General features: G+C 40.8%; 12 protein-coding genes. 1 reads left to right on the top strand and 11 read right to left on the bottom strand.

The genetic code is table 11. From position 1 onward, the window contains the following. Positions 1-84 precede the first annotated feature (84 nt). The 4 genes from ACZ449_RS02730 to ACZ449_RS02715 form a co-directional block, all read right to left on the bottom strand. Complete coding sequence (locus ACZ449_RS02730) at positions 85-1098, bottom strand: electron transfer flavoprotein subunit alpha/FixB family protein (protein WP_464259542.1); 1014 nt, start codon at positions 1096-1098, stop codon at positions 85-87. A gap of 11 nt (positions 1099-1109) precedes the next feature. After that, positions 1110-1898, bottom strand: coding sequence for an electron transfer flavoprotein subunit beta/FixA family protein (locus ACZ449_RS02725; RefSeq protein ID WP_464259541.1), 789 nt, complete (start codon positions 1896-1898; stop codon positions 1110-1112). Between the two features lie 24 nt (positions 1899-1922). Then, positions 1923-3056, bottom strand: a complete 1134-nt coding sequence (locus tag ACZ449_RS02720; RefSeq protein ID WP_464259540.1) for an acyl-CoA dehydrogenase family protein — start codon at positions 3054-3056, stop codon at positions 1923-1925. Between the two features lie 293 nt (positions 3057-3349). Continuing rightward, positions 3350-4648 carry an MFS transporter gene (locus tag ACZ449_RS02715; protein WP_464259539.1) on the bottom strand — a complete coding sequence of 433 codons (1299 nt, stop codon included), beginning with the start codon at positions 4646-4648 and terminating at the stop codon, positions 3350-3352. A gap of 589 nt (positions 4649-5237) precedes the next feature. Here ACZ449_RS02715 and ACZ449_RS02710 point away from each other — a divergent pair. Beyond that, on the top strand, positions 5238-6173 hold the full coding sequence (locus ACZ449_RS02710) for a LysR family transcriptional regulator (RefSeq protein WP_464259538.1): 936 nt from the start codon (positions 5238-5240) through the stop codon (positions 6171-6173). An 84-nt stretch (positions 6174-6257) separates the two neighbouring features. Here the strand turns inward: ACZ449_RS02710 and ACZ449_RS02705 are convergent, their stop codons facing one another. From ACZ449_RS02705 to ACZ449_RS02675, 7 genes are all read right to left on the bottom strand, one after another. Beyond that, positions 6258-7529 carry a CaiB/BaiF CoA transferase family protein gene (locus ACZ449_RS02705; RefSeq protein ID WP_464259537.1) on the bottom strand — a complete coding sequence of 424 codons (1272 nt, stop codon included), beginning with the start codon at positions 7527-7529 and terminating at the stop codon, positions 6258-6260. Positions 7530-7617: 88 nt separating this feature from the next. Beyond that, a complete protein-coding gene (locus tag ACZ449_RS02700; RefSeq protein WP_464259536.1) occupies positions 7618-8913 on the bottom strand; it encodes an MFS transporter in 1296 nt (431 codons plus the stop codon). A gap of 47 nt (positions 8914-8960) precedes the next feature. Beyond that, on the bottom strand, positions 8961-9482 hold the full coding sequence (locus tag ACZ449_RS02695) for a hypothetical protein (RefSeq protein WP_464259535.1): 522 nt from the start codon (positions 9480-9482) through the stop codon (positions 8961-8963). A 151-nt stretch (positions 9483-9633) separates the two neighbouring features. Then, complete coding sequence (locus ACZ449_RS02690) at positions 9634-10818, bottom strand: acyl-CoA dehydrogenase family protein (RefSeq protein ID WP_464259534.1); 1185 nt, start codon at positions 10816-10818, stop codon at positions 9634-9636. 425 nt (positions 10819-11243) lie between these two features. Continuing rightward, the gene (locus tag ACZ449_RS02685; RefSeq protein ID WP_464259533.1) at positions 11244-11588 is read right to left on the bottom strand and encodes a DUF192 domain-containing protein; all 345 of its coding nucleotides are present in this window, start codon (positions 11586-11588) and stop codon (positions 11244-11246) included. 35 nt (positions 11589-11623) lie between these two features. Then, positions 11624-12664 carry a glycosyl hydrolase family 18 protein gene (locus tag ACZ449_RS02680; protein WP_464259532.1) on the bottom strand — a complete coding sequence of 347 codons (1041 nt, stop codon included), beginning with the start codon at positions 12662-12664 and terminating at the stop codon, positions 11624-11626. A gap of 21 nt (positions 12665-12685) precedes the next feature. Continuing rightward, complete coding sequence (locus ACZ449_RS02675; RefSeq protein ID WP_464259531.1) at positions 12686-14593, bottom strand: polysaccharide deacetylase family protein; 1908 nt, start codon at positions 14591-14593, stop codon at positions 12686-12688. Positions 14594-14608: the final 15 nt, after the last annotated feature.

The following is a 14608-nucleotide window of genomic DNA, read 5'->3' as shown; positions in this document are numbered from 1 at the left end:
TGATTTCTTCTAAAGGTGGTAGTATGCACCTCTTGAGGCTGATAATGAAGAAAACATACTCTATTTATTTTCCATTTGTTGAAATTAGCTGGCTTTGTTCTTCCTTATTTCTTCCATGAGAACAGGAATAACCTCAAACAAATCGCCTACCACTCCGTAATCTGCCACATCAAATATCGGTGCCTCGGGATCTTTATTAATTGCCACAATAACATCCGATGATGACATTCCTGCCAAATGTTGTATAGCCCCCGAAATACCACAGGCGAAGTAAATCTTAGGACCTACTGTTTTTCCTGTTTGCCCTACTTGCTGTAGAGGTGGCATCCAGCCTGCATCTACAGCTGCCCTTGATGCTCCCACGGCACCTCCCAGGAGATCAGCGAATTCATTAAGTAAGGCAAAGTTTTCCGGCTTACCCATACCCCTGCCGCCGGAAACAATTATTTCTGCCTCTTCCAGCTTAACGGCAGCCTCGTCCATGGCTTTTATAAAGCCAACTACTTTTGTGCGAATTATCTCTGCAGGTGTTCTAATCTCTTCCTTTATAATTGGTGCCCTTCTGGTGGTATCCGGCTGGGCCTTTTTAAATACTCCCGGCCTTACAGTTCCAATCTGTGGTCTGGTATTAGAACATAAGATAGTAGCCATAAGGTTTCCGCCAAATGCTGGCCTTGTCCAGGTAATATCTCCTGTTTCCTCGTTAATCCCTAAGCCTGTACAATCAGCGGTCAAACCGGTTGCGAGCCGCGCTGAAATCCGCGGACCTAAATCTCTGCCATTATTTGAGGCTCCGATTAAGATTACTGACGGTTTAAATTTTTCAACTAACGTTACCATTACATTGGCATATCCGTCGGTATTGTAGTCTTTATATTCTTCGCCTTCTACCAGAATTATCTCATCTGCACCATAAGCAATTGTCGATTTAACCGCAGCATTTACATCGTTACCAATGACAACGCCAATAATTTTCTCGTTATTAGCCTCCGCCAGAATTCGACCTTGGTTCAGCAGCTCTAAACCCACATTTTTGGCTTCTCCATTAGCATTTTCTATAAATACCCACACATTTTTATAGTCTGCAATATTCATCATTGCTCTCCCCCTTAAACAAGTTTAGCAGCAACTAATTTTTCGAATAATTTTAGTGCACAGCCACTTCCGGTATCTTCGCAAATTCTTATGCCAGACTCTTTTCTAGGAGGTGTAAATGTTTTCTTTACCTTCGTAGGTGAGCCCTTAAGACCTATTTTTTCAGTATTGATTTCTGGCAAATCTGAAGCTTTAAGTACATCTATCACAGCTTTATTTGCTGCCAATTTACTTTTAATTGATGGATATCTAGGCTTATTAATAGATTTTACTACCGTAACTACCACAGGAAGCTTAGCTTCAACAATTTCATAACCTTCATCATGCTCTCTTTGAACAGTAATAACGTCTCCCTTAACATCTAGCTTGGCAACAAAGGTAAGTTGTGCGATTCCAAGATGCTCTGCTATCTCAGGCCCAACTTGACCGGTATCCCCATCAATTGCCTGTTTACCACAAAGAATCAGGTCGAACTTTCCCAGTCTTTTTATAGCATTTGCCAATATATAGCTTGTTGCTAAGGTATCAGATCCGCCAAACAACCGGTCACTTATGAGTACTGCCCTGTCTGCGCCAAGAGACAAACATTCCTTTAGAGCATTCTTTGCTTGTTCAGGTCCCATGCTTATTACAGTTACACTGCCACCGTGATCCTCTTTTAGTTGAACTGCCGCTTCAAGGGCATTGGCATCAAATGGATTTACGATACTTGGTACACCACTTCGAATAAGCGTATTGGTTACCGGGTCTATCCTGATCTCTGAAGTATCTGGTACCTGCTTTACACAAACTAGAATATCCATAACTACTACTCCCCCTTAATTCAACTACTTAAGCATTTCTTTTGCGATTACTAATCTTTGTATTTGATTTGTTCCTTCAAAAATTTGGAATACTTTGGAATCTCTCATCAGCTTCTCAACTGGATATTCCTTGCTGACACCATAGCCGCCAAATATTTGAACAGCATCAGTAGTTACCTTCACTACAGTATCGCCACAGAATGTCTTGGTAATGGAGCCTTCTTTGACAACAGGTTTATTATCATCCATCAAAATCATGGCATGGTGAACCAATTGACGAGCTGCTTCGGTCTGAATTTCCATATCAGCTAAAATCATTTGAACCGCTTGCAATTGCCCAATCGGCTTTTTAAATTGAACTCTTTCCTTGGCATATTTTACAGCCTCGTCAATAGCTGCCTGGCAAATACCCACAGCTAAAGCGCCAACAAAAGCTCTTGAAACATTTAACGTATTCATAGCTGTGATAAAGCCTGTTCCCTCTTTACCAAGCAAATGGTCAGCTGGCACTCTTACATCGGTAAATGTTACATCTGTAGTATTTGATAATCTAAGCCCCATTTTATCTTCATGTTTACCAACGGTAATGCCGGCCCGGCTTCTCTCTACAATAAACGCGGATATACCCTTGACACCTTTACTCTTGTCTGTTGAAGCAAATACGACAAATACGTCGGCAACACCCCCGTTGGTAACAAAACATTTACTAGCATTAATTACATACTCATCGCCATCTTTAACAGCTGTACCTCTCATTGAGCCTGCATCTGACCCAGAATTAGGTTCTGTTAAACAGAAGCCTCCGAAGGCTCCAGGAATAATAATATCGGCAAACAACTTTTTCTGCGCTTCATTGCCAGCCGCAATAACTGACCGTAACGCAACGAATGTAGTAACAAGAGAAATAGCATAACCAGCATCAACTTTAGCTAACTCCTCAAAAATAATTGCTGTCGTTTGATAATCCAACCCTGAACCACCATATTCTTCGGGTATTTCCAAACAATGCAAACCCATATCAAAAGCCTGCTTGAGAAGTTCCAGCGGGAATTCTCCCTTTTCATCAAGTTCCTTAACATGCGGTTTTACTTCTTTAAGTGCAAAGTTCCTTACCATTTCGACTAACTCTTTTTGTTCGGTTGTTACTATATTTCCCATAATAAAATCCTCCCCAAATCATTTCATACACTCTCGGAAACCCGTTTTTTTGCTCCTCATGTAAAATGTACTATACTTTATTATTTACAACAATTTAACATTTTTAAATTATCAAATAATTATGAATCAAAACTGAATTGTTAAATTGATCTTTAACTATACTAATCACTGTAATACTAATTTCCCGCTTTACGTTTCCGTCCTCAATTTTGTTCTTTACCTGAAAAGATAATGACGCCCTCGGCGCTATCGCATGATAGCACCGAGGGCGTCACTCGGAATGAATTCAAGCTTTATGCTAAGTCACGCTGTAGATTTTTGCTTCTATCGGCCCTAGGCATAATTGGTTTAACCTGACTAGTCAGCAAAATAAGCGCACCCGTTATTGATAAACCAGCCCCTAAATATAACGCATAGTCATATCCGTATGCATCCACAACAATACCAGTTAGCAGTGGTGCAGTTATGCCACCAATTGTGGCACAGGTAGCATAAAGACCAACAATTTTTCCGGCATTGGTAGGGGAAAATACAATCGGCATGGAATAATACCCACCCATGGTGAGGCATAAAACACCGTTGGATGCTGATATTAAAGCTACTGCCATATTCGCGTCGGTTGCTTTTGAGCCGTATATTAACAGGATTCCGGCACCTACCATGCCAAGTAGCGGAAATAGCTTTCTTCCCATATTGTGTCCGAGTTTCTTTGCTGCCTGATCAGCCAACCAACCGCCTAAGGGATATGTGAATATGGCGACAAGATATGGCATCATGGTATATATTGCGCTTGTCCCCATTTCGAAACCACGTCCCCGCACAAAGTACGTTGGTAACCATGTCATAAATAAATAAAAGAGGTAGTTGGTACAGAAAAATGATATTGCCCCTGTCCAGACTGACGGTGTTGAAAATATGTCTTTAGATGTTAAGGTCATTGCCTGATTTAAGTCTTCTGACAATCGTCCCTGATCTGCTCTAATATATTCTATTTCTGCTTTACTTATTGTAGGATGTTCCTCAGGCTTATCCTTACCATACTTCCACCAGATAATAACCCAAACGGGAGCAATAAAGGCAAATGAATAAAACACCATCTCCCAGCCCCATTTATTAATAATCCAGGCTGATATCGGCATAGCGACGGCAATCCCGATAGCCACGCCCATAAGACTCAGTCCTTGGGCTAAGCCAGATTCTTTCTTAGGCATCCACTGTGCTACAATTGTAGTCATAGCAGGCAATGAAACGCCTTCGCCCCATCCCATTGCGATACGTATAATCACCATTAAACCCAGCGTGGAGCCAAAAGGAGTCAAAAATACAAACAGAGACCACCAAAGAGCTCCAACCATTGTAACCTTTCCGCCACCAAAGCGATCTGCCAGCCACCCCCCCGGAAGCTGAGTACATGCGTAACCAATAAAGAAGGCTGTTGCAACAAGACCATATTGTGTCGCACTCCAGTTAAAGTGTTTCATCATAGCGGGTCCGGCCATCGACATACATGATCTATCCATATACAGGATCGTATAGCACAATGTCAACATACCAATAATATGCCACCTCTTATTACCAAACCCTGAACTCACAGTAATTCCTCCTCTCTATTGCATAATCGTTCATTAAAAGATAAGCACTCATGGCAAAATGTACGAGAGCATTATCATTATGGTATGTTTTTTGGCAATTTCCACACCCACTTTCGTTCAAATTTGTTCATTCTTCGGGATTATGGAGATATTTTTGAAAAAACTCACATGCCTTTGTGAATTTTTATTGAAATTATTGAAGTATTCGCAAAATTATGCAGCTACTATCATCTGACATCAAACTACATAAGTCTCCTTTAATGTAATATGTTTAACTATTTGCAACAATTTAATAAATATAAATATTAAAACTATTATGAAGTGAAAGAAAACAGCCACTATTAATCTTAAGCTATACTAATAAATCACAAACTGTATTCAACACGACTATTGAGCAATATCAACTGTCTATCGAAGATTGATTAGCAAAACTTAATAATGCTATGTTCCCGAAACCCATTAAAAAGCTTCAATAATCAAAAAATCGATTTTTTTCAAATTATTACAAGATTCTCACTTAGGAGGATGTTCATGAATCACCCAGAATATTGAATAGTATTAGATTATGATCCAGAAAGGAACGCCTTATATGGAAATATATCAACTTAGGTACATACTGGCGGTAGCCAAACACCAAAACTTTTCTCGTGCGGCAGAGGAAGTCTGTGTAACCCCCTCCTCTTTATCTCAGCAAATAAAAAAACTTGAGGATGAATTAGGAGTCGTCTTATTCGGAAGAACCACGCGCTCGGTTCATCTGACTCCAGCAGGCACTGAGTTTATTGAACATGCCAAGAAGATAATATCGGATATTTCCGATATTAACCTGGCTATGCAACAATATGTGGTTGGTGAAAGCGGCCAAATATCCATAGGCAATGTCCCGGCACTGGGCGCTTTTGGTATCACGCCACTTATTGCAGCCTTCCGAAAAACCTATCCGAAAATTTCTTTCGAATTCCATGAGGCTGAATGCTTTGACCTATACCCATTATTGGCAAGTGGGAAAATTGACGTAGCCTTTCTTACCGCATACCACAAACATAAACCAGAGAAGATACCACTAGAGTCATATCCTCTAATCCAAGACGAATTAGTCATTATAACTAATACCTCACACCCGTTTGCCTCCAGAGAGATTATCGATTTACACGAGGCTTCAGAAGAAACTTTTGTTTGTCTTTCCAAGTCTTCCGGGGCTTTTGCAGACACCATTGATGCTTGTAAGTTATCTGGATTTGAGCCAAAATTTGGCTATGACGCGCACTACGTTGATACCTGCGTTGGACTTGTAGCTGAAGGTATGGGAATTGCGATACTATCTTCTCGGATAGCGAAAATGGCTATACCCACTACGGGAAAAACCATTTCCGTGGTTCGTTTTAAACCGAAAGCAATTAGAACTGTGTCAGTGGTTTTTCCAAAAAAGAAAAAACTTTCCCCTGTTGTTTCAAATTTCAAGAATTTTTTTGTGCACTGGTCACAAGAAAATTATCTAAACAGTACCCCTTGCGAACAGCTGTAAAGAGGTGCGAAAAAATCACTAGGACGTTTGGAAAAATTACACTTTCGTGAATAGTCCCAAACGTCCTAGTATAAGGGTGTGTTCTTAAGGAAGCAGTTCAGACGCTGATGTGCTGCTTAATTTGTCGAATTCTAATTGTTTACCCGCATACACTTTTACTGCACCATTTTCTATAAACTTTTGAATATCAGCTTCAGAGTAGCCATATTTTAGCAAATAGGTACGAGTATCATATCCGATCGGTTTAGATGTCCACAACGTAGGATCGCCAACACTCTTCATTCTAATTGGGCTTGTAGGAATAACCCGTTGACCATACGATTTGTATTCTACACGTCTTAAAATGTCATTCGCATAAGCTTCTTCATCCACAAGTACATCATCAACCGTAAATGCTTTTTGATAAGGAATCTCGTTTTCTCGTAAAATTACCTCCCATTCAGCAAATGTCTTTTTGGCAAATGCTTTTTCGAAAAGTTCAACAACATAGCCATTTGTTTTATTTGCCGTAAGCTTTTCTAACGTATCATATTCTTCATTGCCAATGAACATTTCAATATCTAGCGCAGTAACCATCTGTTCAAAGTATTTATTATAGTTACCTTGACATATCAGGAACCAAATTCCGTCTTGCGATTTATAGCAATTGTTTGATGGAGTAGGAACCAGTTTTCTGGATCTTGGATATAGTGCCCCGGACTGGCGGGAAACAACTGCATGCTGCATTCCCCAGCAAGCAACATGATAGAGGTTTACGACCACCTTATCTCCCATACCTGTTTTCTCTTTTCTAACCAAGGCGGCCAACACGCCAGCAGTCAAAAAACCACTCGCATTCCAATCGCCAAAAGCAGCTGGCACATTCACAGGATTTTCACCCACCTGAGGGAATGCAGTTAGTATGCCGCCACGAGCAGAATAAGCAGTCGCATCGTACCCCCTGGAATCCCTTTCCGGACCTCGCTCGCCATAGCCTCTCATTTGAGCATAAACAATGTGTGGAAACATTTTACTAATAGTCTTATAGTCTAGACCTAATTTAATCAATGCCTTATCTCTAAAGTTTGTAACAAGGACATCAGCAGTTTCCAGTAATTTATAAACGAATTCTATACCCTCTTTACTTTTAAGATTAATGCTCAGCCAATTTTTATCAAGACTAGCCATGTCGAAGGCCGGATCTTCAATATCATCCCGCAACATTCCATAACCAGGACCCTGAGTACGTTGCTCATCACCAGTAAAGGGTTCAATTTTAATAATTTCTGCCCCCATTTCGCCAAGAATTCTTGGGCATGCTGGTGCTGCTATATAAGAAGTTAGCTCAATTACTTTGATTCCTTCTAATCCTTTCAATGCAATACACTCCCTTTATAATTTCTACTAACCTCTAACTGGGGGCTGCCCAGTTAGAGGTTAGCTTTTTATCCGTGAAATAATACCCTTAATTATTAACCGGAGTTTCGCTCAAATATTTAGTTTTAACTTCAATCTGTTTGATCTTGACAGTCAATAATATAATTGCACCTAAAATTGCCATTGAAGATCCCAGGAATAAGGCATAACTATACCCGTAGGAGTCAACAACCATACCAGTAACAAGCGGTGCAGATATTCCTGCCATTGTACCAATAAAGCCATACATCCCAACTATCGTACCAGCATTTTTAGGTGCAAAGATTATTGGAATGGAGAAGAACCCCCCTTGGGTAATGGTTAGACATCCCATAGACGCTGCAATTAAGCCGATAGCCATGTTAGCATTGTTGGCCTGGGCGCCAAATATCAATGCAATCCCACCGATGATTAAGCCACAAACAGGAAACAATTTTCGTCCAATATTTTCCCCAAATTTTTGCGATGCCCAGTCAGCCAAGATTCCTCCTAAAGGATAAGTAATCATCGCGACAAGGTAGGGAATCATCGTATAGTAACCACTTTTCACTAGAGTGAAACCACGACCAACGGCTAAATAGGTGGGTAACCATGTTAATAACAAGTAAAAAACGTAATTGTAACAAAAGTAAGCAATAATCGCTCCCCATACAGATATAGTTGAAAAAATTTCTTTTGCGGTTAAACTGACTGCTTGACCGCCGCTATCTTTTGAGCCCTGGCCTGATACGATGTATTCTAATTCCTCCTTGCTAATGGAAGCGTGCAGATCAGGTCGATCCTTACCAAATTTAGTCCAGATTACGCACCATATCGGACCAAGAATAGCAAATATATAAAATATTGTTTGCCAATTATAATTCTGGATTAAATAAACACCTGTAAGCATTGTAAGTACAACACCCAGGGGAACTCCGATAAGAGTCCAACCTTGTGCTTTGCCTGCTTCCTGTTTTGGTACCCATCTAGCTACCAACGAAGAGGTAGCAGGCAATGTAACCCCTTGGCCTAAACCTACGATAACGCGAATAAATATCAGTGAACTTATTGCTGCCGCACCAAAAGGAGTCAACAAAGTAAACACAGACCAAAGCAAAGTACCAATAACAATTACTTTGGTTGCCCCAAACCGATCTGATAACCAACCAGCCGGAAGCATTGTTAAGGCATACCCAATAAAAAAGGCTGTAGACACTAAGCCAAATTGTGTTCCAGTCCAGCCATACTCTTTCATGAGAACTGGACCGGCAATTGAGATACTAGCTCGTCCCAGATACATAAAAGTAAAACATAATACTAACATAGCAACAATATACCATCGTTTATTACCAATGTTTGATTTCATCAGACGCTCCTCCTATTTTTCTGAAAGTACACCTCAACATACCGCTTCTAGGACTTAAAGTAGTCTGCCATCTTCTCCAAGGGGACCTCCAGTAGACCCCTTGTTTTACTATATAAATAAATGATAAAACCGCGCTTGCAACGAAAGACACACTCTTGACAAGTGCTCCTGTCACAATATACATAGGCATCCTCGTCAGATAAAGGAAATACCATGGGCGGACGCTTCCCGGAATTGACATACTTGATGTAACTCCCAGTGAAGGTCTTAAGTAAAACCCACTCTGGTTTGTCCTCCGGCTGCTTTGTTTCCCAGAATACCTGCACAGCACTCTGGTTGAAACCACCAACAATCTTGTAGTCTATATTGATTTCGGGCGATACTGCATCCATCAGCAGCGGCTTCAGCCGTTCCATGGATGCATCACAGCAGGCAGGCTCCTGAGCTGGTATATCATATCCCACTCCCTGGTACAACTTGCCACAATGATTACAGCGGTAAATTACGATATCGGGGCATTCCGGCCAAGGTTTTCTGGCTGCTCTGCTTCTTAGCGGTCCAAATTCCAATTTCCAGCCCTCCCAGTACCTTTACCTAGAATATCTTCTATCGGCTTTCACCAAATCTTGCGGTAACCTGTTTACTATAAAAAGTAGAAAGAAGGGTCATCGGCTTGACACTGATGACCCTCTGTTCTGGCATGTCCATAGATTCCTAGGATTAATCGAGATACTCTAAACGGCCACCATGTTTAATAGTCTGGCGGGAAATGGTGATGCGCTGTACGGTGGGAGTACCTTCCTCTAACCACATTGCGCGGGAGTCGCGGTACAGGCGCTCAGTAGGACCATATTCGCAATCTTCGAAGTACCCAACACCACCGAAGATCTCCAGCATTTCATCACCGCACACTTTGGTAACTTGGATGCTGAACAGTTTGCACATAGCAGCTTTTTCTTCAATGTATTCTCCATTGGGATCCTTTTCATAGTCTTTCGCAAAATCATAAACCATGGTACGCAGGGCATGGATATGAGCAGCCATGTCGGCAATCTTCATTCTGATAGCCTGACGTTCAATGATAGGTTTGCCAAAGGTGACACGATCATGAGCACGTTGGAGGGACATTTCCAACATACGCTGAGCCATGCCCAAATTGCTGGCTGCGATGTGAACACGGGAAACAGACAGAGAGTGAATCGAGATATGAAGACCATCGCCTTCTTTGCCGAGCAGGTATTTTTTGTTAACTCTCATGTTAGTAAACTTTAAGCCGGTATGACCTGATCCGCGGCAGCCCATCATGTGAGGCATGGGAGTTACTTCGTAGCCTGGGGTGTTGCAGGGAACCATGAAGGTGGAGAGGCGGTGATCCTTATCAGCATTAGGATCGGTAAGAAGGGTAACATAAGCATAATTACAGCAATCAGTGTGTGAGATTAAGTACTTTTCTCCGTTAATGATGTAATCGTCGCCATCTTTTACGGCCAAGGTTTTAATATCAGCACCAGTTCCACCTGTTTCCTCGGTAACAGCCCAGCAGGTAAAAACAGATCTATCCTGGAAGCCAGGCATTAACTCTTTCTTAAGCGCTTCACTGCCAAAGTCATACAAGGGGCGCCAGTTTAAATCCATAGCATAGTGCAGATGCATACGCATTCCGCCAGGGCCACGACTAAATTCCTCCTGAACCTTCAAAATTTCCAGCTCGGAAAGGCCCCAGCCACCATATTCTGTTGGCAGTGAGCAACGATACAGGTTATTTTTGATACCCAGTTGATAGAACTCCTCGGGGAACACATTTGTATCCTCAATTTCTTTTTGCATCTTATCGAATGTGCCCTCAGTTAATTCTCTGATCTGTGTTAAATACGCTTGAAATTCTTGTGCACTCAATTTTCCCATTTCTTTTCCCCCTTATTATTTTTGAACACTTTCGGATTGTTTTTCTTCACCAGCTTGATATTGAGAGTATGACAAAGGTATGAGATACTCTCAGATTCAAATATGGTTTAGAAAGTTACACCATTTGCAAAATTCATATAATTCCTTCGTAGATTCAATATACTATAGTTAAATATTTACAACAATTTAATAATTATAAACTATCAAACTATTATGAAGTAAAACCACATTGTTCATAATAGTTTCAGCACGGCTAATAATCTCAATGAATTGCCGCAAATAAAAAAAAGCCGCCTAAACTCATCGTTTTAGCGGGTTATGGACTATTTCATTATGATATTCACATGATAAAGTTCATGTTTAACCTTGCCAGTAACTTCTCGGTATCTTGCCCCCGGACGAAGAAATCGAACATGTGTTTGTTTTCATCTATGCTGCAAGGTTTCGCCAACCTGCCAGCCGCGGCGGCCTACTGTGCCGCTGGTTACTTCTAACGTGTCTTTTGCCTGCCAACAGCAGCTTACCTGAAACGGTTTGAGATTTTCAACTATTTTTAAAATCACACCCGCTTTATCCAGATATACAATATCCAGGGCGTACCTCATTCCGAGCATATGAACACTGTTGCAGTTGCACAGCAGCAGCCCTTTATTTTCCGGCAAAGCAGCTGTACCTAATAAACCTTTTAGCCTTGCCCAAAAGGTATCTGCCACTACAATTTCCAAGATACTGTTTCCTCGGTCGTCTGCTGGCAAATAGATTTTTTTCACCTAGTACCCCCTAAATGCTTTACCACTGATATCAATTATTCTATTTTGTTGATATCAATATTTCCGCCCAAACGCCATATGCTGATGTTATTTACACCCTGTTCCTTAGCTATACCTATCCAGTAATTTAGCGTTTGCACATCAGCGTACCAAACTTGATAGGAAACACCCCTGTCGTTATACTCAAATACTATGCACTGACTTTCTTTATCCCTTTTAGTTTTACTGTCATATGTCACTGCAAGGGTTTTGGCTTCGGCTTCTGAGAGAAGAGCTTTCTTACCATTGTCACCCCATAGGCAACCGCCTGTTGCAAACGCAGCCGACGCTTCACCCTGTAAAATTTTCATTTGTTTTGCTGTTTTTTCAATAAATGCTTTGTTGGCCTTCGGACCTGGTTCACTGTGCAATCCGTACAGATTATAAAACATGATGACATAGTCAGGCCCTTGAGGGAGATTGGCCAAAACGAATGGTGTACCCGGTTCGAGTACCACCCGCAGTTTTAAATTACTTTCTCGAGCCTTCAGATACAGTTTATCAACAAATTGCGCAAAAGGCTTTGCAATTTGTGGATCATTCCATATTCTCTCGTAATCAATTTCAATACCATCATATTTACCTTGCAAAGTCAGCGCAATGATTTCGTCAATATGTCTGTCCAAAGCCGCAGTATTGGCAAATAACCTGCGAAGAACTTCTGTATCTTTGATGATAACCGATTCGTCAACATTCTGCTTATCATTAACAAAGGTAAGGTAGGTTTCGTATTTCTCTCTTTTCGCTTGTAATGCTTTCCTTTTATCACTAAGCTCCTGGGGAATGAAAACGCGATCATATGCATCAAAATAGGCGCCAAAATAAGAAAGTTTATCTAATTTTTTTCCCATCCTTTGCAAGTCTTTTCCACCTGCATCCAAATCCCAATAAGCTAACCATGCCGCCCTACTTCCATTAGTTTCTTTTGCATCTGCCTTGCCAGCCAGTTGGCTATCATCATAATTACAGCCAGGCAAAAGAAGAACAGCAGCTACTAACAGCACTATTTTAAAAAGTTTACAAGCTATACCCTTCACCTAGTTGCACCTCTATACCCATTACAAGTTTTTCACAAAAAAATCCACGACGGCTTCCCATAGTTGTTTCATTTTAAATTTGACGCCATCAAGCCCTTCCAAACGACTGTCAAATAGAATTTTTTCGTGTTCTTCGCCCGTGTTACCAGTAATCATTAGTTTTTCAAATACACCATCATATACATCATCTGCCAAATTTCTTTGACTTTGCCCGTAGCCCCCCCATGCACTTTCAAGAAAAATAGCGCCGCCTTTTGTATTCGTTACTTGCAAATCGCTTACGGCTTCCTTGTCATCCACTATAATTGTTAGCTTATCTCCTTTAAGAGACAACGCCAAGCGCCGGTCACCCTTCGCATGAACACTGATCTCAGGTATATAGGGTTCTGCTCCCTCTGCCACGGTAGGAGCTACTTCCCGGGTTTTATTTTCCAACCGTACTGCGTAGGCTTTGGCTTTTTCAGGTGAATTAGCATATTGCAGGAGAGTTGCCAGTGCAGTTAATTCAGCCGCCTTTTTATCCTCAGGAACAGATAAAATTGTTTTTCCGTCATGCTGATCTAAATTTATCTTAAACAACTCTTTTTCGGCGCTGGCATTTTGTTCTGTAACATATAAAACATTGTTAAGAATATATACGGAAAGGAATCTTTTTGCGTTTTCATCTGCCCGCAGATATATTCTCTGTAACCCAAATTTATTGCCCTTTAGCCTTACGCTAAGTTTTATATCTTCAAAATCATTACTATTCTTCAAACGTACTAATCCTTGGTCTTTTGGCAAAGATGTCAAAATCATCGTTTCATCTTGAATCTCCAATGCCCCTTTACGAGTATCCCATTCCCTATGTTTATTTAAACTGCCATTGACAAAATCTAAATCCTGATTAATATCATATTTTATCCGCATCAACAGATGATTGGCATACCAATAAGGCTGGGGCTGCATCCGCGTCAAATCATAAATGCTGCTGTTTCTCTGATTAAAACAAAATCCTTCCCGGTTAAAGTTCATTTTAAACAATGTTTTCATCCAATATTCATTCACAGCACTGACTTTGTCATTATTGCCAAACTGGCCTGTATTAGAGTGCATGATTATATACGTTCCTGGTACATAGCCAATGGACTGAGTGTACATATCTCGCACGGCTTGATAATCATGCGAAATACGTTCTTTCATCCTAGTATAGCTTTCTTTGGGAACACCATATTCGTCACGAATATAATCCATTAAATAGTGATTATATTTTCGGCCTAAGTAAGGCGCAACTCCGGCATGTTCAAGTGGAACTAACTCTCCCAAGTAGTTATCGTAGCGGTCAAACACATTAATAAAGGCCAGTCTGTAACCATTGGTACCTGTTTCCCAATACGTCGTTTTTTCCAGCTCGGTTAGTTCTTCAGGTACTAAAAATTTAGGGTCCTTCTTTTCAAATTTTTCGGGATAGGTCAGCATTGTTGCTTTAAAATTCAACCCTTCCAAGATTTTTTGCGAAAAAATTGCAGTATCCCTTCTGCCGTCTTCAAAGATCAGATACAACGATTTTTCCGGCAAATCTTTTCCAGATTGATAGTAATCTAAAATATCTTGCTGGGTGACAGTTACATAACCCAAAGCTTCTAATGCTTGCAAATGTTCCTGCAAACGCCCGATGCCGATGATATTTTGTTTACCGATCCTCTCTACACCAAAATAGGAAAGTGCAACAAAACCTTTATCTCCTGAAAATTTTGTACTCTGTTCTGTATAAGGTTTATATGCCTTTAGCGTAAGCAAGGTGACTACAGCTATAGCAATTATCGCAAAAATGAATAGTAGTTGAAACACTACTCTGACCATTTTCTTTCTGTCTTTAAGTTCTGTGAATTTCGCATAGATGGTTGCTTTTCGATACTTACGAGCACTGAAATTAGTTGGCGTTATCATCAGCGTATATCCCCA

It is taken from the genome of Desulfosporomusa polytropa (genome assembly GCF_055380075.1).
The sequence above is the reverse complement of the archived record's forward strand: the minus strand, read 5'-3'. Positions and strand labels throughout refer to the sequence as shown.